The 17,726-nt window shown below is 65.2% G+C and carries 19 protein-coding genes and 3 pseudogenes; 11 read left to right on the top strand and 11 right to left on the bottom strand.

What is annotated here, in order from left to right:
* Nucleotides 1–764 precede the first annotated feature (764 nt).
* Entirely contained in the window at nucleotides 765–1,217 is a 453-nt protein-coding gene (locus tag ACX9NE_RS25020; protein ID WP_459364299.1) for a DUF5709 domain-containing protein, read from the top strand.
* Between the two features lie 318 nt (nucleotides 1,218–1,535).
* Here ACX9NE_RS25020 and ACX9NE_RS25015 read toward each other — a convergent pair whose 3' ends face one another.
* Nucleotides 1,536–2,108 carry a hypothetical protein gene (locus ACX9NE_RS25015; protein WP_459364300.1) on the bottom strand — a complete coding sequence of 191 codons (573 nt, stop codon included), beginning with the start codon at nucleotides 2,106–2,108 and terminating at the stop codon, nucleotides 1,536–1,538.
* Between the two features lie 61 nt (nucleotides 2,109–2,169).
* Between ACX9NE_RS25015 and ACX9NE_RS25010 the strand changes: the two genes are divergently transcribed.
* The gene (locus ACX9NE_RS25010) at nucleotides 2,170–2,538 is read left to right on the top strand and encodes a DUF2834 domain-containing protein (RefSeq protein WP_459364301.1); all 369 of its coding nucleotides are present in this window, start codon (nucleotides 2,170–2,172) and stop codon (nucleotides 2,536–2,538) included.
* The gene (locus ACX9NE_RS25005; protein WP_459364302.1) at nucleotides 2,535–2,930 is read left to right on the top strand and encodes a hypothetical protein; all 396 of its coding nucleotides are present in this window, start codon (nucleotides 2,535–2,537) and stop codon (nucleotides 2,928–2,930) included. Before ACX9NE_RS25010 ends, ACX9NE_RS25005 begins: the two co-directional genes overlap by 4 nt.
* Before the next feature lie 525 nt (nucleotides 2,931–3,455).
* Here the strand turns inward: ACX9NE_RS25005 and ACX9NE_RS25000 are convergent.
* Nucleotides 3,456–3,848: a YciI family protein gene (locus tag ACX9NE_RS25000; RefSeq protein WP_459364303.1), complete on the bottom strand. Its 393-nt coding sequence runs from the start codon at nucleotides 3,846–3,848 to the stop codon at nucleotides 3,456–3,458.
* 249 nt (nucleotides 3,849–4,097) lie between these two features.
* Here ACX9NE_RS25000 and ACX9NE_RS24995 point away from each other — a divergent pair, with 249 nt between their 5' ends.
* Both ACX9NE_RS24995 and ACX9NE_RS24990 read left to right on the top strand, forming a co-directional pair.
* Nucleotides 4,098–4,823, top strand: coding sequence for a PIG-L deacetylase family protein (locus ACX9NE_RS24995; protein ID WP_459364304.1), 726 nt, complete (start codon nucleotides 4,098–4,100; stop codon nucleotides 4,821–4,823).
* A 34-nt stretch (nucleotides 4,824–4,857) separates the two neighbouring features.
* On the top strand, nucleotides 4,858–5,607 hold the full coding sequence (locus ACX9NE_RS24990; protein WP_459364305.1) for an SDR family NAD(P)-dependent oxidoreductase: 750 nt from the start codon (nucleotides 4,858–4,860) through the stop codon (nucleotides 5,605–5,607).
* 627 nt (nucleotides 5,608–6,234) lie between these two features.
* Here ACX9NE_RS24990 and ACX9NE_RS24985 read toward each other — a convergent pair.
* Nucleotides 6,235–6,729: a MarR family winged helix-turn-helix transcriptional regulator gene (locus ACX9NE_RS24985; RefSeq protein ID WP_459370827.1), complete on the bottom strand. Its 495-nt coding sequence runs from the start codon at nucleotides 6,727–6,729 to the stop codon at nucleotides 6,235–6,237.
* A 140-nt stretch (nucleotides 6,730–6,869) separates the two neighbouring features.
* Here ACX9NE_RS24985 and ACX9NE_RS24980 point away from each other — a divergent pair, with 140 nt between their 5' ends.
* The gene (locus tag ACX9NE_RS24980; RefSeq protein WP_459364307.1) at nucleotides 6,870–7,760 is read left to right on the top strand and encodes an NmrA family NAD(P)-binding protein; all 891 of its coding nucleotides are present in this window, start codon (nucleotides 6,870–6,872) and stop codon (nucleotides 7,758–7,760) included.
* A 649-nt stretch (nucleotides 7,761–8,409) separates the two neighbouring features.
* Here the strand turns inward: ACX9NE_RS24980 and ACX9NE_RS24975 are convergent.
* From ACX9NE_RS24975 to ACX9NE_RS24965, 3 genes are read right to left on the bottom strand one after another with little or no spacing between them, the layout of a single operon-like run.
* Nucleotides 8,410–8,757 (bottom strand): YciI family protein, encoded by a 348-nt coding sequence (locus tag ACX9NE_RS24975; RefSeq protein ID WP_459364308.1) that lies wholly within the window; start codon nucleotides 8,755–8,757, stop codon nucleotides 8,410–8,412.
* Nucleotides 8,758–8,759: 2 nt separating this feature from the next.
* Nucleotides 8,760–9,440, bottom strand: a complete 681-nt coding sequence (locus ACX9NE_RS24970; RefSeq protein WP_459364309.1) for a type 1 glutamine amidotransferase domain-containing protein — start codon at nucleotides 9,438–9,440, stop codon at nucleotides 8,760–8,762.
* A gap of 17 nt (nucleotides 9,441–9,457) precedes the next feature.
* Nucleotides 9,458–10,375: an SMP-30/gluconolactonase/LRE family protein gene (locus ACX9NE_RS24965; protein ID WP_459364310.1), complete on the bottom strand. Its 918-nt coding sequence runs from the start codon at nucleotides 10,373–10,375 to the stop codon at nucleotides 9,458–9,460.
* Nucleotides 10,376–10,495: 120 nt separating this feature from the next.
* Between ACX9NE_RS24965 and ACX9NE_RS24960 the strand changes: the two genes are divergently transcribed.
* The 3 genes and pseudogenes from ACX9NE_RS24960 to ACX9NE_RS24950 form a co-directional block, all read left to right on the top strand.
* Nucleotides 10,496–11,317, top strand: a complete 822-nt coding sequence (locus ACX9NE_RS24960) for a helix-turn-helix domain-containing protein (protein WP_459364311.1) — start codon at nucleotides 10,496–10,498, stop codon at nucleotides 11,315–11,317.
* Between the two features lie 72 nt (nucleotides 11,318–11,389).
* On the top strand, nucleotides 11,390–12,349 hold the full coding sequence (locus tag ACX9NE_RS24955) for an amidohydrolase family protein (protein ID WP_459364312.1): 960 nt from the start codon (nucleotides 11,390–11,392) through the stop codon (nucleotides 12,347–12,349).
* Nucleotides 12,350–12,653: 304 nt separating this feature from the next.
* A pseudogene (locus tag ACX9NE_RS24950) lies at nucleotides 12,654–12,941 on the top strand (aldehyde dehydrogenase family protein); the annotation flags it as partial.
* 51 nt (nucleotides 12,942–12,992) lie between these two features.
* Here the strand turns inward: ACX9NE_RS24950 and ACX9NE_RS24945 are convergent.
* Nucleotides 12,993–13,913, bottom strand: a pseudogene (locus ACX9NE_RS24945) (aldehyde dehydrogenase family protein); the annotation flags it as partial.
* A 76-nt stretch (nucleotides 13,914–13,989) separates the two neighbouring features.
* Nucleotides 13,990–14,121, bottom strand: a complete 132-nt coding sequence (locus ACX9NE_RS24940; RefSeq protein WP_459364313.1) for a WS/DGAT domain-containing protein — start codon at nucleotides 14,119–14,121, stop codon at nucleotides 13,990–13,992.
* Between the two features lie 23 nt (nucleotides 14,122–14,144).
* Between ACX9NE_RS24940 and ACX9NE_RS24935 the strand changes: the two genes are divergently transcribed.
* Together ACX9NE_RS24935 and ACX9NE_RS24930 are read left to right on the top strand one after the other, a co-directional pair.
* Nucleotides 14,145–14,753 carry a group II intron maturase-specific domain-containing protein gene (locus ACX9NE_RS24935; protein ID WP_459364314.1) on the top strand — a complete coding sequence of 203 codons (609 nt, stop codon included), beginning with the start codon at nucleotides 14,145–14,147 and terminating at the stop codon, nucleotides 14,751–14,753.
* A 108-nt stretch (nucleotides 14,754–14,861) separates the two neighbouring features.
* Nucleotides 14,862–15,368 (top strand): annotated as a pseudogene (locus tag ACX9NE_RS24930) (IS3 family transposase); the annotation flags it as partial.
* A gap of 539 nt (nucleotides 15,369–15,907) precedes the next feature.
* Here the strand turns inward: ACX9NE_RS24930 and ACX9NE_RS24925 are convergent.
* From ACX9NE_RS24925 to ACX9NE_RS24915, 3 genes are read right to left on the bottom strand one after another with little or no spacing between them, the layout of a single operon-like run.
* Complete coding sequence (locus ACX9NE_RS24925; RefSeq protein WP_459364315.1) at nucleotides 15,908–16,195, bottom strand: hypothetical protein; 288 nt, start codon at nucleotides 16,193–16,195, stop codon at nucleotides 15,908–15,910.
* Nucleotides 16,105–16,623, bottom strand: coding sequence for an enoyl-CoA hydratase/isomerase family protein (locus tag ACX9NE_RS24920; protein WP_459364316.1), 519 nt, complete (start codon nucleotides 16,621–16,623; stop codon nucleotides 16,105–16,107). Before ACX9NE_RS24920 ends, ACX9NE_RS24925 begins: the two co-directional genes overlap by 91 nt.
* A gap of 5 nt (nucleotides 16,624–16,628) precedes the next feature.
* Nucleotides 16,629–17,393: an alpha/beta fold hydrolase gene (locus tag ACX9NE_RS24915; RefSeq protein ID WP_459364317.1), complete on the bottom strand. Its 765-nt coding sequence runs from the start codon at nucleotides 17,391–17,393 to the stop codon at nucleotides 16,629–16,631.
* Nucleotides 17,394–17,726: the final 333 nt, after the last annotated feature.

Below are 17,726 nucleotides of genomic sequence, written 5' to 3'. Positions count from 1 at the left end.
GTGCGTCGCCCAGTGTGTTCCATTACTCCGGCGTACCAATGTTTTCGGCCGGCCATCTGCATCATGGCTGGGTTCAGAACGTGTCTGTTGAACACCCGCACGGTATCAAGGACCGCCATGATCAGCCTTCTCTCTGCGGGTCGGCACATTAACTGGCGCGTGAAATATGCTCGTGCAGTTTCATCTTGAGGCCGACCCATGGTAGGGCACGCTGCCTGCCAGGTCCTAGGGCCTTTGGTCCCTGCTGCGGCGCACCGTCAGCCGTCGCAGCCGGCGTTCCCGGCGATGATGGGTTGACCAGCGAGGCCTGGAAGCCTTGTGGCACAATCGGTTTGTTGAATGTCATCCTTTGCATCCCGTTAGTTTCGGACGAAGGGGCCCGATGGGCCGCCAAAAGGCGTGACGGCGATATCGCCATCGTCTCGATGCATTCGGGACCCAACTGGGGCTACGCGATCAGGCCGGCAAGGCCGGTGCGGCCGGTGATGGTGGCCGGGGTGATCCGGGACTTCGGCACACCACTTGATGGGGCTTCCGGGCCAAACGTCGCCGCCGCGAAAGGCCCAATGGCCCTAGAACGGCGCGGTCATCACTTCTAGATTCCGGACTAACCGAAGTTTCAGGAGGAACGCGATGGCCACCGCCCAGGAAATCATGCACACCGGCGTGATCTGTGTCGGCGAACACGCAAGCCTCGCGAAGACGATCTGCGCAGCGCAGGTTATCACCAGCCAATAACCCCTCGACCAGATGGACCACAAGCCATGACTTTTCCCTACGGGACCGGACCGGCACCAGGCGAGTACAGCACCGAGGACGACAACCAGCTTCAGCCGGAGGACACCCTCGTCGACCGTGGCGTCGATGACATCCTTGATGAGGGTTATTCACCGCCCGAAAGACCCTACGCGCGTGGCGCATTCGGACCAACTGCGAGCATGGACCAGCTGCTTGCGGAGGAAGAGCCGGATCCGGCAGCGCGCATCGATGTGTTGCTCGACGAAGAGGAGCAGCAGCGCTCCGATGAAGCCGAGCGCGAAGCCGAATTCCCGCAACGGCGAGAAGTCGGGCGGGCAAGAGCGGGCCGACTTGTCGCGCCGGACGGCGGCTTTGGCGAAGACGCAGAGGCAGAACTGGTCGCCGAGGACGTCGGTATCAGCGGAGGTGCGGCATCCGCCGAGGAAGCGGCGGTTCACATCATCGAAGACGCGGAGTAGTCGGCGCTTGACCGATGGAGACCGATGGTCGAGACGGTGAGACCAGTGAAGTTCGGAGCTAATGGTCACCCACCCGCACTGCACACGGTGCACACAGCCAACCGGATCGGGTTTGGCTCTACATCACTGCTTGTCGCCGCAGCCAGGCCGCAACGTCCCATGACTGCGCAGTCCTTATTCATGTGCCCGGCGAGTGCCCGCGGCCCGGGGAGCACGTTGCGTCAACCTAACTGAGACGTAACGTCATTGGAGCGCTGGCGATGATTCATGCAGAGGACAGCAATGGTTGAGCGCGCCACCGATGGGCCGAATGTATCGTCAGCCCGATGACATCGTCAGGTTGGCGGCCAGCCACTTGGCCGCGCCGTCTGCCGAGCGGGGGTCGGCAGTGAGGCGTTGGATGAGCAGTCCGTCGACGATGGCCAACATGGCCGACGCGGCGGCGGCGCGGCGGCGCGGTGGGACGAGAAGACGATCGCTGATCCATTGGTGCCAGCCGCCCGTCACACGCTGGGCGACGGTCACGAAAGGTTGGACCCCTCGTGCGGCGAGCGCGTCAACTTCCAGGTATAGCCGCAGCGGGGCGTCGAGTTCCGGGTTCGTGAGCTGTTTCCACACCCGGGTGAGTAACAATGCGGGCGGGACACGTGCAGTGGGTGCTTGTTCGCCCAGCGCGTTGTGCAGCTGGCCGCTAGCCGCGTCGAGGATTTCGACGATGAGGGCGTCGCGAGTGCCGAAGTAGTACAACAGCATCCGGTCACTGGTGCCCAGGCGGGCCGCCATGGGCCGCAGCGACAAGTCCGCGATTCCGTTCGCCAGTACGTAATCCAACGCGTCGGCAAGGAAGCGCCGTCGTTGTTCGGGTCGCCCCGGTGGCTTTGCCTGTGTCATGTAGCCAACGCTACATCACGCTGCTAAGCTGACGTAGCAGTTGCTACATCAGGAGGTCGTTATGCCTGGCAAATTGCTAGTTTCCAAGCAAATCGTCTACCTGGCGTTGGTGCTGGCGGGCACCGCCGTTCCGATGGCGCAGTTCGTGCCGTGGCTGTTCGCCCACGGACTCGACGTGCCGCTGTTCCTGCACCAGTTGTTCGCCAATTCGATCAGCAGCTTTTTCGCCTGGGACGTCATCCTGGCCGTGGTCACACTGCTTTTCCTCGCCAGCGTCGACGACGAGCTGGGCGCTCGGCCCCGTGCGGTGGTCGCGGCTGCCGCGCTGCTGGGTGCCTCGGTCGGATTGCCCATGTGTTTGTGGCTGCGCGAACGCCGGCGCCGCCGCGTCGACCTGCCGCCGGCCGCGAAGTCCGGCGACGTGCGATGAATTCCTCCCAGTTCCTGCTGGCCTCCGCACTGCTGCAGGCCGGATTCGGGGTGGTAGTGGGCTGGCCGCTCGCGGTGCTGCGTGCCGGATGGATCCCAGCATCGCCCGAGACGCAGAAACGCGTGCTGCAGTGCCACTTGGACAATCTGTTCATGGCCGCGCTTCAGTTCGGTCTGGCCGCAACTGTGAGTGTCCCGATCTGGGTGGCGGCGCTGATCGTCATAGGATCGTGGACCAACGCACAACTGTTCCTGATACCTGTATTCTCGCCGCGCCTGTCGGTCGGCAGCCCGTGGATCGCGGTGCCCTCACTGCTGTCATTCATCACGATCACGGCGGGCTGGCTCGCGGCGGTGGTGTTATCGCTGCAAGCGCTGACCACTGCGGCGTGAGGTGCTTCCCTGACCGGACTGGACTGAGCCAAACCAATGACACGCGCTGCACCGCACGCGCCGGCCAGCAGCCAGTGCGGCCGCGATAAGCATGGCGGCACGGACCCGGTGCGGGCGGTCCCACCGAATGCGGTCCGACTTTCAGCTTGCCGCAAGCGCATTGAGGTCCCACGCGACGATTCGATTGTTGATCGGTAACGGCGCCGGATGGACGGCGCCAATGCAGCTGGCGCGGCGCAGCACTTGGCCAAGTAGGTGGTGAACGAGGACCGGCAACCCAACTCCGCGATCCTCCGAATCGCACTGACCCACGCACGGATCTACCCGCCCGCGGCCAAGAGGCGCAGTCAAGGTAGCTCCGCGGTGGCACCTCACCTTGCCCTCTTGGCAAACTTCCTTGAATGTCAGTCGCGGCGGCGTGCCAAGGCCACATCAATGAGCAGATCCGCCGCTTGCAGAACGGGATCGACATCGAAGGCCGCCCCGCGTACGGAACGCTGAGCCATGGCACCGTCCATCACGTCATCAGTTGTGTGGCCAGTCCGTACGGATCGGTAACACCCGTTGCGATTCCCCTCTCCGTCGCCCACGCATGGAGAATCCGCCGTTGCGGTTGTACGGTTCGGCGGCGATGAACGCGTGCGCTGCCTCGGCCGTCGGGGCTTCGACGACGATGATCATGGTTTGCGGCGGCCCGTCGGGGCGGGAGCGGGCGGGGCCGCCGAAGACGATGTCGCTTTGGTGGGCGATCAGGAAGTCGTAGTGTTCGGCGCGTTTGGCGCCAGCATGTTCAACTTGGCATCCGCGCGGATCGATTGATGCCGGACCGCCGCGCGGGCTGGCGACTATCACCTGGGCGTCCGCAGCGAGCAAGGCCGCATAGGGCTCTGAGAACTCCGGACGGGTATATCGCCGCACGTGCTCAGTCCAGCGCAATGGCCCCTCGCTTCCTCTCTATTGCGACACCTTCATGCTGTGCGCTCCGGACGTGAATGACGTTGGCAGCGAGCTTGGTTGAGCGCCGGCGGTACTTGGCGCACGCATCGGCTGGAGCAACACCAGGACGGGATGAGTAGAGTCAATCGCCATGGTCAACGAGCGTGGTCCGCAGATCCGACCACCTACCATCGCCATTCATTGCCGGAGCGCCCTCGCGGTGCATCGGCAATGAGCGACACCCGACTGCGCGAGTTTCCTGACGATTGGCGCCGCGCGCTGGCTGTGGTTGCGCATCCAGACGACGTCGAGTACGGGATGGCCGCTGCGGTGGCGCACTTCACCAGAAGGGGGAAGTGGGTTGGATATGTGCTGGCCAGTCGTGGCGAAGCTGGCATCGACAACCTTCATCCCGATCAGGCCGGACCGCTTCGCGAGGCCGAGCAGCGCGCCGCAGCCGCGGTGGTCGGAGTTCACACGGTCGAGTTTCTTGGGCATCCCGACGGCGCCATGGTCTATGGTCTGCAACTGCGCCGCGATATCGCCGCGGCGATCCGCCGGCATTGTCCCGACGTGGTGTTCACGCTGAATCACCACGACTGGTTCGGTCCGGGCGCGTTCAATATGGCCGATCACCGCGCCGTCGGCCTGGCTGCTATTGACGCTGTGCGGGACGCCGCCAACCGGTGGGTGTTTGCCGACTTGGCCGCGCAGGATCTGGCTGCGTGGCAAGGAGTCTCGACCGTCGCGGTGGCGGCTTCGCCGCAGGCTACTCACGCTGTCGACGTCACCGACACCTTCGATATCGGACTGGCCTCGTTGGCCGAGCACCGTGCCTATCTTGCCGCTTTGGGCCCCGGTGCTGATCCGGCCGAGATGCTACGCAGCTTCGCCGAAAGCGATGGTCGTCGGCTGGGTACTCGGTTGGCGGCTGCGTTCGAACTCATCAAGGTGTAGCGCCTCCCGGTGCAGCGAGCGAGGACCGCATCAAGTGACCGATACGCCTGAAGACGTTGGTAGACCGGCTGGGACACCCGCGCCGGCCCAGACATCGGTGGCCGTGGTCACTGGGGCCAACCGCGGTATCGGACTGGAGGTGGTACGCGAGCTGGCCGGCCGTGGCTGGACCGTTGTCCTTGGAGCGCGGGACAGGGCGAGGGGCGAGCTGGCCGCGAGCCAGCTGACTGCTTTGGCGGGACGGGTTTTGGTCTGGTCCCTCGACGTGGCCAACGATGATCACGTCAATGCCGCGGCGGACAGGGCGGGCGAGGAGTTTGGCCGCATCGATGTACTGGTCAACAACGCCGGCGTGGACTATGACGACGACGAGCGGGCGCTCGACGCCGACCTCGCCAGGGTCCGTGCGGATATGGAGATCAATCTCCTTGGGGCGTGGCGGGTCACCCACGCGTTCGCCCCCCTGATGTCTCGTGGCGGACGGATAGTCAACGTGTCCAGCGGCTCCGGATCCTTTGGCGAGACGGCGGGCAGCGCCAGTACGCCCGCCTACAGCGTCACCAAGGCCGCGCTGAACATGCTCACCGTCAAGCTCGCGGCCGACCTACGCGGCCGCGGGGTACTCGTCAACGCCGTGTGTCCCGGGTGGGTCGCCACTGACATGGGCGGCTCCGGCGGCCGGCCGGTCCATCAAGGTGCCGCAAGTGTGCTGTGGGCGGTCGACCTGTCCGCCGACGGCCCTACCGGTGGATTCTTTCGCGACGGCAACGCAATTGCGTGGTAGGGCGAAAGGGGGACGCTGAGGGAGGGCTCCAAGCGACCTTCACCCTCAGACTTCGGTCCGGACGCGGCTTTTCGGGGCGATCGGCTTTTCGTCGAGTCCGTCGTTCGCTGCTGGGATGTGGCACGCACGATGGGCATCCCCTTCCCCGTGCCAGCCGACGTCGTCGGCGCGGCGGTCCCATTGGCCCTTGCCGTCGCTGACGACCAACTACGTGAGGGCGACGGCGCCCCGTTCGCCCATGCGATCCCGTTCGCGCCGTCGACCGACGACCTCGACCGCTTGCTGCTCCATCGTGGTCGATCTCCGGACTGGGCGACGCCCGAAGAGCTGTTGAGCGCCAACTATTGCCGCGTTGGCGTTGGTGGCGGGGAACTTGAGCTTGACGATCTCGACACTGTCAAAAGGGCAAAGACACGCCGAGAAGGCGCGCCCAGGTTTCAGTTTCGATCTCTGAAGGATCGTCGTGCTTGGCTCTCGATATGGCGTAGAAGATGAATGCTCGGTGATGTCCTTGGCGGCGAGCGGCTCTACGTTCAGGCACGCTACGACACGCCGGTACCGCTGATCGGCCCGACTCGTACACCAACTTGGTGGACGCAACCCTTGGCCTTCCGCCGAAGGATGCGATCAGCGAGGTGTATCGCCCTCGCCGGCGGCCTTCAGCAGCGGCTCTTCGAGGGATCGCAGCAGTTTGGTGAGGGCGGTCGCGATGTATTGCTGCTCGCCTTCGAGCAGCGCGCTCAGCGCCCGCCGCTCGGTCTCAAGCGCAACGTCCTCTGCGAGTTGCAATTTACTCAGTCCTCTCTCCGTCAACCGCATCGCGCTGGCAGCCCCTGGACTGGTCACCGGTCGTTCGACTAACCCGAGTCTGATCAGGCGACGCACCAGAGTGGCGGTGGCCTGCGGGGTAGTCAACAGAACCCGCGCCAGATCGGCGCCGCTGAGGCCGGGTGAACGACCGATATGGGCCAAAGCGCTGAATTGGGTCAACGTGATCCCTTCATGTCGCAGCAGCGCCCGGTCCAGCACGAGTTGCAGTTTTTGGCTGACCTTGGCCAGCAGATACGTGAGGTGAGTGTCAGGTTTCACGTCAAGTTGGCTCTTGGCAGACTTCTTGCGCATGCGATCTCCCGTCTCCAGTCGGCGATCCATAAATATGTTGATACACCCCCAACATGTTGCTAGTCTCGGTCTGGTCAAGGGCGGAGGGACCGTCCTTCGGTCACGACACTCAACGATCTTCGGCAACTAGGGGTTTTGCGATGAACTCGGTGCTTCTGATTGGTGCTACAGGGCATCTGGGGTCCTATATCGCTCGAGCGCTCATCGAGCGGGGCGCCGATCTGCGACTGTACGTTCGCCCCGACAGCCGCCACAAGCTGGGCGACGACATCGCAAGTGCCCGTCACGTCGAAGTCGTCGGAAGCGAACGGGGCGCGTTCGATGGTGTGCAGACGGTGGTGTCCGCGGTTCAGGGCGGCCCCGACGTAATCATTGACACTCAATTGCGGCTACTGGACCAGGCGCGGGCAGCCGGTGTGCGCCGATTCATTCCCTCAACGTTCAGCTTCAACCTATTTGGGTTGGGCGAGGGCGAGAACATCAATTCTGACTGGCGCCGCGAGTTCGCACGCCGCGCGGACAATGAGCGTGGGTCGGTCGACGTGGTGCATGTGCTCAATGGCTGTTTTCTGGACGAAGGTGTTTTCTTCGAGTTCGTTCGCGGCGTCGACCTCGACTTGAACGAGGCCTATTTATGGGGTGACGGCAACGAGAAGATGCAGTTCACCACCTTTGCCGATACCGCGGCCTACACCGCCGCGGCGGCCCTTGACGACCGCGAGCTACCGCGGGAATTCTTTGTAGCGGGTGACATGCTCACGTTTCACGAGTTCGTCGACGCCACCTCCGCCGGCTTGGGCCGGCCGATCACCGTGATTCCGATGGGCAGCCTGACTGATCTGGACGCCGAAATCGATCGGCGCATGCGGCAGGAGCCCGATAACATGCTTTCGTGGCTGCCCTTGATGTACTGGCGCGGCATGCTCAATGGCAAAGGCAAACCGGGCCCATTGCTCAACGATCGGTATCCCGATATCAAGCCGATCGGAGTCCGCGAATACGTAGCCGGGCTGTCGCGGCAACAAGGGTGAAAACGTCGGGTTTACCCGTATAGCCGGGACTTTCAACGGCCGATACCACTCAATAGCTGAGAGTGACGAATCGGAAGTATTTCATCTGCAGCAATCAGGTGGACGGCGCAACGGATCAAAAAGAATTGCAGTTGATGGGCTAGTCTCGCGCCCTATTGTTGGCGGTGCTTGCTGCCTCCTTCGCCGCGATCTTCGTAAAGCGTTTGCTTGACCGGACACCTACCCTGACAAGCGAATCGTCAGAAAAGTTATCCGCATGTACGCGAACGCGAAACAATGTCGCTGGCCGAGTTGGAGTACGCAAAGCAGGTCGTTGCGCCTCGCAGCTCGTTGGCGGCAGAGCGCATCCCCGGCACCCTCGTCAATGATCGGATGCTGCTATGTATTTGGCAGCCTTGCGCGCTTGCATGGAGCGGCGCGGGCTCGATTCACCCGATGCTCGCTCCTGCGGATGTCACCCTGCAGGTGGCATCCGCATCCTGATCGTTGCCGGGATCGCTTGTTTCGGCACCCTGGGGCTGACGTGAGTCGGGGCACCTCTCGAGGTCTCATTGCCCTATCGATGAGCAGACCGGACCCAGTCTGCGACGAGCCGTGTAGCGGGAGACTGGAGCCCCGGGGTTGCAACTCCCCGGTGCCACCCGCCGGTTTACTCGGGTGGGTTGCAGGCAGACCGTTCGGCGTCCAGAGTGTGTTGCAGTGATCCGGGGGTTTGTTCGGGTATCACCTGGCTCCACGAGCGGACGGTGACGCTCGAGAATCCGCCGTTGCGGTTGTAGGGCTCTTCGGCGATGAACGCGTGCGCTGCCTCGGCCGTCGGCGCTTCGACCACGATGATCATGGTTTGCGGCGGCCCGCCGGGGCGGGAGCGGGCGGGGCCGCCGAAGACGATGTCGCGTTGGTGGGCGATCAGGAAGTCATAGTGTTCGGCGCGTTTGGCGGCCAGCATGTCCAGCTTGGCCGGGTCGACGGTGCATTCACACAGGTAACGGGCCATGGCTAGGCGCCCTTTGAGCGCAGCACTGACACAAAAGCCTCGGCGGTCGCCGCCGCCGAGGCCGGATTCTGCCCGGTCACCAGCAGACCGTCGATTTCGACATGCACGCTGCGGGGCGGCTGTGCGACAAATTTCGCGCCTTCCGCAGTCATCCGGTCTTGCAGCGAGAACGGCATGTAGGCGAACAGTGCGTCGGCGGCGTCCTCGCCGCGGGTGAATCCGGTGACCCGCCGTCCATTGAGCAAGGTAGTCCCCGAGGACAGGGCGACGTCCAGCAGAGCAGCCGGACCATGGCATACCGCGGCGATCGGTTTTCGGGCCGCCCACGCGGCCGCGATGCAGCGTTTGGCGGTCGCATCGGAGGCCAAATCGAACATCGGCCCATGCCCGCCGGGGAAAAATAACCCGTCGAACTCGTCGATGTTGACCCGGTCGAGATGCACGGTGGCGTTCAGCGCCGCAAGCGCGTCGCGCACCCCGGCGATGTCCTCGCGGCTGGGGTATCCGCGAGGATCGATTGGCGCCGGACCGCCGCGCGGGCTGGCGACTGTCACCTGGGCGTCCGCAGCGAGCAGGGCCGCATAGGGCTCTGAGAACTCGGTGAACCACACGCCAGTCATGGGTGTGCCGCCGATGTCACAGTGGTTGGTGACAACCATCAAAATCGCCAGCGGTCGGCGCATCGTGATGCCTTTCGTGCTTAGAGAAAGGTCAGGGGTCGCCCGGTGACGCCCACGTCGAGGCGCACCAGTTTGGCTTCTTGAACCACCCCGTTCAGCGGCATCACGATGCCACCGGTGGTTGTGACGAACAGGCTTTCGCTCTCATCGGATGCGGTGCCGAACACGCATGCGGTCGAACCTGCCATTCCTTGATCGGGCCCGGCGACGGCGACTCGTTTTCCATCTGGCTTCAACCGAATCACGGTGTTGTGAATATGGTTTGCGATGAATAGGTCACCGTTGTCGGCGACCGCCAGGTCGTCGCCGCGCAAGTGTTCTGCAACTGTGTCGATGGTTCCGACTGGTGAACCGGAGTCGTCCAGCGGCGCCTGCAGCACCAGGGCGCGATCGGTGTTGGTGATATATAAGGCTCGGTCGCCGGCCTTGATCCCGTTGGCGCCGGGCAGCATTGGCTCGTCGGAAATCTTCGTCAAACGCTCGTCGGCCACCACCGCCTGTGATGCGCCGCTGTCCAGATCGATGGCGATCACGGTGCCGGCAATGGAATCCACGGCGTAGCCGATGCCGTGCGGGCCCGGAGTAAACCCGTTGAGAAACAACGTGTCCGGAATTGCCGCCCGTTGTACGACCTCGCCCACGAGGGTGACCTCATAGAGATGATGCGGCCCTTGGCCGGGTTCACCGGCGACGACGAAAACCGCGGTTTCGGTGGCGACCATGCCGGCCGGCGGGGCGGGCATCGATACCCACCGGTGATGCTGGCCGCGCGAGGTAGCCCGGTGCAGTTCCTTACGGTTGTGCACCGAGATGACAAGATCAACGTCCGGCAGGATCGCGATGTTCTCCAGGAAAAAGCCCACCGGCCACGTCGCGATCAGCGTGTGCGGCACCGCGGCGAGCTCAACGTCGTCGTGCTGGGCTGGTTGGCCGGCCATCGAATCCTCCGTCGTCGATGCGACCACTGTGACGATCCGAGACCGGCGCGTCTTTCACGTTTCGGGATTGCACAATGCGCGGTCTATCCGCACGTGCGCCGGACGTGTTAGACAACGTAGGTGAGCGCCGCGTATCCCGCCGTGCCGCGCGCATCGTCGTGGACGGTCGCGCAGGTGTTCTTCCCGGCCGGTACTTACCGGCATCCCCCGACCGGGCTGGTGCAGCTGCGCCTGGTGCGCCGTGGAAGCTCTTGCGCCGACATCGATCTCGGCCTCGGGCTGGGGGCGCGCCGGGTTTTCACCCGACCCGGCGACTTGTTGCTGACCCTGCCGAACCGGCCCACCATGTTTCGGATCGACGACGGCCGTGAACTGACATTGCTGCAAGTCCTGCCCGCGCTGGCAACGCGCCTGCTGCGCCAATGTGGCGGCCGCTCCCTCGACGACCTTCTTCCGCTGTTGCGCCGTCCGGTGCGCGAGCCGCTTGTCGCCGAGATCCTGCGGCGGCTTGAAGGTGGCGAGCCACAGACAGCGGCGCCGGAAGAGTGGGCACTCGGAGTCGTCTTTTCCAGCCTGCTGCGCGCCGCCCGCAAGGTCGCCGTCAGCGCTACACTGCCAGCGCTGTCGGCCGAAACGCTCAACGCGCTTCTTGCCCGGGTGGCAGCCAACCTCACCGAGCATTGGCCGGTCGACCGCTTAGCAGGAGAAGCCGGCCTGTCAAGACGAACCTTCGCCGCCGCCTTCAAAGGTGCCAAGGGAATGTCCGTTCACCAGTACATTCTGCGGCTGCGCGCCGACCACGCCGCGGCGCTGCTGCGCGAAACCAAACTGCCCTTCGCCGAGGTGGCGCTGCAGAGCGGCTTCGCCAATCAGGCACATATGACGCGTGCGATGAATCGATTGACACGACAGACCCCGGGCCGAATCCGCGGGACCAACTGATGCCGCGCAACGAATTTCGCTCGCGCGAAGCGCTTTCGGCAACGCCCCCGTGGTTGCAACGAAAGGCCAAAGATGTTGCCCGACAACACAAGTAACACGTCAGCCCGGCAACCTTCCGCGCCGATACCCGTCATCGATATGTGGGCGCCGATCGTGCCGTCCGCTGAGATCATCGATGACCTTCGCGCCGGGTTTCCCGCCGAACAACTTCAGTACCTCGAAGTGTTCACCAAAAGACAGGTCAGCGCCGAACAGTTCAACGCCTACGCCGAGTCGCTGCGCCGCAGCGACGACGCCATTCTTGCCGAGCTCGACGCCGCGGGCATCGGTCGCGCGCTGATCACCGGATTCGACGAACACTCCACCTGCGGCGTCACTTTCGTGCACAACGAATCGGTGGCCGCGCTCGCCGCCCGTCATCCCGAGCGGTTCATCCCCTTCGCCGGCGTGGACATCATGGGCGGCAACGCGGCGCTGGACCAACTGGAGCACTGGATTACCGATCGGGGGTTCCGCGGCCTGAGTCTGCGACCGTTCATGATCGGTCGACCGGCATCCGACCCGGCCTACTTCCCCTACTACGCGAAGTGCGTCGAACTCGGGATTCCGCTGAGTATCCACACCTCCGCCAACTGGACCCGGACCCGCCCCAGCGAGCTTGGCCACCCCAGCCACATCGACCAGGTCGCGTGCCGCTTCCCTGAGCTGACCATCCTGATGAGCCACGGCGGATACCCCTGGGTCCTCGAGGCGTGCATGATCGCCTGGAAACACCCGAACGTCTACCTCGAGCTGGGCGCGCACCGGCCCAAGTACTTCGCCGCACCCGGCGCCGGCTGGGACGCGCTCTTGCGATTCGGGCACAGCACCATCCGCGACAAGATCCTCTACGGCACCGGCGCGTTCCTCATCAACCGTCCCTACCAACAGCTCTGCGACGAGATGCGCGGACTTCCGCTGGACCGGCAAACCCTCGAACACTGGCTCTGGCGCAACGCCGCACGACTGCTCAACATCGCCGACGGCGACTGAGCCCGCGCACTCGTCCTCGGCGGCGGGCCCGCACCAGCGCCTTGGCCAGCGGCGCCAGGGCACGCAGCCGCGCTCGTCGTGAGCTGGAGAACAGCACCGGCAGCGCCGCGAGTAGCGCGTCGTAGCTGCCGCGGCGATAGGGGTACCAGTAGAACGCGTGGCGCAGGTGCAGCCGTTCTTCGGAGACATGCAGCTCGTCGACCATCTCCAGTAGCCCGCGCTCGCCGCGCGTGAAGCCCAGCCCGCTGGCGCCCTGCCCGCCCCACGGCGTCTCGATCGAAGTCGCGCCGGCGACCGCGTCGTTGTGCAGCACGACGCTGGCGCGCACCCGGCGGGCCGCGACGTCGGGTCGGTGATCGACGCGGGCCAGCGCGAGCTGGTTGCCGCCCATGTGCAGGATGCCGTCGACCGCGGCGCCCGGGTGCTCACCGGCGGCCGGGCCCGCGACGACCTGCCCGGCACCTCGTTCGAGCCGACCGTGCTCGTCGACGTGCCCCGCGATGCCCGCATCCTGCGCGAGGAGACCTTCGGGCCGGTGCTGCCGATCGTCCGCGTCCGCGACGCCGACGACGCGGTCGCGCTGGCCAACGCCACCGAATTCGGCCTGACCGCCTCGATCTGGACCCGCAGCCGCACCGACGCGATGCAGCTGGTCGTCGGGGCCGAGCCGCAGCGCGTCGGTGCGGGCGACGATCCGCTCGGTCAGAGCTTCGGCGACCTCGTCGACGGCGAGCACCCGCTCGACGCTGGCGCAGATCTGGCCGGCGTTGGCGAATGCGCCCCACACGATGCAGTCGGCGGCCTGATCGAGGTCGGCGTCGGCCAGCACGATCGCCGGGTCCTTGCCGCCGAGTTCGAGCGTGCACGGGATCAGCCGCTCGCCGCAGCGTGCCGCGATGCGCCGGCCGGTAGCCACCGAGCCGGTGAACGACACCCGGTCCACATCGGCGTCGACCAGTGCCCCGCCGGTGGCGCCGGGACCCTGGACCACCTCCAGCACGCCGGCCGGCAGCCCGCCGGCGCGGAACAGCTCGGCGATCAGCTCGCCACTTGCCGGGGTTTTCTCGCTGGGCTTGAGCACCACGGTGTTGCCCGCGACCAGGGCCGGGATCGTCGGCCAGAGCGCCAGCGCCATCGGGTAGTTCCACGGCGCGATTGCTGCGACCATCCCGCACGGCACCTTGAGCACGTGGCTGACCCGGTGCGGGAACAGCCGCGGTCGCAGCGTCTGCGGCTTGAGCAGCCTTGGTGCGTGGGCGCAGTAGTAGCGCAGCGTCTCCAGCACCGCGAGCACCTCACCCTGCAATGCCTCGGCGCGGATCTTGCCGTTCTCGGCCGCGATGCGGCCGGCGACCTCGTCGGCGCGATCGATCAGCACGTCTCCGACGCGGCGCAGGATCGCGATCCGCTCGTCCAGGCCGAGGTCCGCCCAACCGCGCTGGGAGGCGCGGGCCCGCGCGACGGCGGCGGCGACGGCGCCGGCGTCGGCGACGGGCAGGTCGGCGAGCACATGGCCCTGATGGTCGGTGGAGACCAGGCGGTCGGCGGTCAGCGTGGCACTCATCGCTACTCCTTGGTGGAACGACGGGACGGTTGGCGACGAACTCGCGGTCGGTGAGCAGGCCGACGCACAGCGCGCCTCACGTGGGCATCAACTCCCGCGCGGCACTGGTCAGGCCGTCCATCAGCACCGGCAGGTCGGGGACCGCTTCGGCGTCGGCGTTGACGCCGAGCTCAACGTGCCCGTTGTAGGAGACCAGGACGAATACCACGGCGTTACGCCGGGGGCGCGGTGATGAAGCTCATCCGCTATGCCGATGACTTCGTCGTTCTCGTCCGCGGACCCCGCCAAGAGGCCGACGCGTTGTTCGGCGAAGTGGCCACAGTGCTGGCTCCGATGGGCTTGCGCCTGTCGGAGGAAAAGACCCACCTCACCCATATCGACGACGGGTTCGACTTCCTGGGCTGGCGCATCCAGCGCCGAGCCTGGCAAGGACGCGGCGGGCTCAAGAAAACGGTCTACACCTACCCCTCGAAGAAATCACTTTCTTCGATCAAGGACAAGATCCGTGTCTTGACCCGCCGGAACGCTCATCGCACGCTCGCAGACCTGCTGCGTCGGCTCAACCCGGCCATCAGAAGCTGGTGCACGTACTTCCAGCACGGGGTTTCCAAACGAACCTTCTCCTACGTCGACCATTTCGCCTTCTGGCGCATCGTCGGCTGGCTGAAGAAACGCCACCCCAAACTTAACGTGCACACCGTGATCCGCCGCTACCTGCCCAGATGGCACATCGCGGCCGACGGCATCGAGTTCTTCCGCGCACCCACGGTCCCCGTGACCAGGTACCGCTACCGAGGAACCCGCATCCCGAACCCATGGACGAGCATCCCCGCGGCATAAATCAAATGGAGAGCCGGATGCTCAGGAATGGGCACGTCCGGTTCGGAGGGCGGGCCGGGGAAACCCACCAGCTGCAAGGCCGGCAGGGCGCCCCGGTCCGACCCCTACACGTTCGTGCCGACCTGGGCCGGCGTCGCTTATGTGTGTTTCATCGTTGATGCGTTCTCGCGGATGATCGTCGGCTGGCGGGTTGCCTCCCACATGCGCACCACCATGGTGCTCGACGCCCTGGAGATGGCCCACTGGAACCGAGGCAACCTGTTGGCGGGCTTGACATGTCACTCCGATGCAGGATCGCAGTTCACCTCCATCCGCTACGGTGAACGGCTCGCCGAGATCGGCGCGGTCCCCTCTATAGGCTCGATCGGGGACAGCTTCGACAACGCTCTCGCGGAGACGGTGAACGGCTACTACAAGGCTGAGCTGATCTACGGTCCGGCGCGCTGCGGTCCATGGAAGACGGTCGAGGACGTCGAACTGGCCACCCTGGGCTGGGTGTACTGGCACAACACGAACCGCCTACACGGCTACCTCAGAGACATCCCGCCGGCCGAGTTCGAAGCCGCGTTCTACGATGCACGACAGACCGACCAATCCCTGGTCGAAATCCAATGAGCCGAGCCTCCGGCAGTACCAGGGCGTTTCAGTGGTGGCGATTCCGGCCGTCGCGGTGATGATAATGGCGGCCACTTCGTGTTCGACCCCGAGCAGTTGAGTGGTGCGTTGGCGGATGTCGGCGGCAAATGCTTGGGCTTGGGCTTGACGAGCCGCCTGTTCTGCGATGGTGCGGTTGGTTCGGGTATCGGTGAACCGAGAAGTCTTCTCCGACAGCAAAACCCGCGTTGTGGGCGTCATCAACGGCATGGAGGACCCTGCGCTGCGCGGTGCCGATGGTGCCGGCACAATCACGGGCGGTCTTGGCAGCTTGGCGGAGTTGGTCGGCTTTGGCGCTCACGACCGCGAAGTCAGCACCGTTCGCTCCCCTAGCTCCTAGCGCATCACCACCGGCGCCTTCCCACACCAGCATGTGGGATTGATTACGCATCTGCAGGAATACGTCTTCCCACTGATCGGTCGGGGTTGGTCCATTAGCTGGCTGCCTCGATCAGATGCTCGGTGCTCCACGCCCGGACTTGAGAAAGAGTCGGCACTACTCACTCCAACCGCGCTGCCACTGCTGCCATCTCGGCCGCCGCAGTTGTTTCGTTGCTGACATACCCCATAGCACCGGCCTCCGCCGCGCTAGCTGTCGCATGGGTGGTCAACGCCGCGGAGGCCGCGTCAACTGCTTCGTGGGCACTGCCCACCGCAGCCGTGTTGGGTTGAAACGGCGGCCCCGGTGACGGCGGTTCTAGTACCGCAAGTTCAGTGTTTCGCTTACTCCATTGGCCGGCCGTGCTTGGCAGCTGTTGGACATCGATCCGCAGCTGACCCGGCTCCATCCTGAGGAAGTGTAATGGCGAGACTCGGGGGAGCAACTGATCGCCTGCAAGCCGAGCTGGCTGCAGTTGGCCGCGAATTTCGACGACGGCGACGCCACCCGGAAGCCGGCGCTCAGCGCCAGCCGGAGTCCGCCGCCGATGGCGGCACCGTGGATGGCCGCGACAACCGGCTTGCGCGCCCGGAACAACCGGATGGCCTGAGTGTAGGGCTCGCCGGAGGATGAGCGGTTCGACGCAGGGCGAGAGAAGTCGGCGCCGGCGCAGAAGTGCTTGCCCTGCGCACACAGCACGATCGCTCGGCAGTCGAGGTCGTCGTCGAGTCGCTGGTGGGCGTCGGCCAGGCCGCTGACCAGTTCGACATCGAAGAAGTTGTTCGGCGGCCGGTGCATCTCCACGACGGCAACGTGGTCCGCGAGTTCGACCGTCACGTCGTTCACAACCGCCCTAACAGTTCGCGGACCGCAGCGTTGAAGGTGTCGGGCTGGTCCATGTTCGCCGCGTGACCGGCTTCGTCGATGACCAACTTGTGGGAGTTGGGGATGTGGCGGTGCATGTAGTCGGCCCCGGCCAGAAAGTCCGTGTCTTGAGCTCCCACCACCACCAGGGTCGGCACCGCGATCGTGTCCAGTGATTCGATCACGCGGGCGTCGTGTTGGGCCATCGCGCCCCGGGCGGCACGAGGCAGCCCCTCGGGATGCTCATGCACCGCTCGGGCGACCTCGGGTGACAACTGCAGCGGCTGTTCGCCGCGCTCAAGCCGCTGGGCGACTTTCTCCACCCAGTCGTTCCATTTGTTGCGGGCGGCGTCGTTGCGGTAGCCGGGCCCGGTGTCGACCAGCAGCAGCGCGGCCACCCGTTGCGGATACGCCAGATGGAACGCCAGGCACAGGTAGCCGCCCAAGGACATCCCGCCCAGCGCGGCCCGCCCCGCCCCCGCGGCGTCCAGAATCGCGGCCATGTCCGCGACGCTGACGTCCCGGCCATAGCAGGCCATGTCCTCGTGTGCGTCGCTGCTGCCGTGCCCGCGCTGGTCCCAGACGATCACGGGGCGGTCAGCCGAGAGCGCGTCGATATTGCGATCCCACATTCCGGCCGTGGCGCCGAAGCCATGGGTGAGTAGCAGCGGAACCCCGGGCGCGCTCGGATTGTGCACCCCGAACGCCAGCTCGACGCCGTCCGGACGCGTCAGTCGGTCCATGTCAGGCCCCGAACTGGATCGCTGGACAGCGTGTCGGGACCGGCCGCCAGCAGCGACTGCCCGAGCCGGGCGGCCCAGCACCGGGGCCGCGTTCTTGATCGGACGCGGTCACGCCGCGCAGAGGTGTCGAGCACGGACGCAATCGTCTCAGTCGTCGATGTGCAGCGCTTGGGTGGGGCAGTCCATGCAGGCTTGTTCCCTCTGGTCGCGCCGGTCTGGGGGAGGGTGCTCTTCAAGGATCCTCAGCGCGCCGTCGTCGGCGCCGAATAGTGCCGACGGAGGAGCCCACCAAATAATATGTTGGACGATCAACATAGGAATGCTAGAGTGCGG

Source organism: Mycobacterium sp. ML4, assembly GCF_054515735.1.
This window is presented reverse-complemented; position numbering and strand designations above follow the sequence as displayed.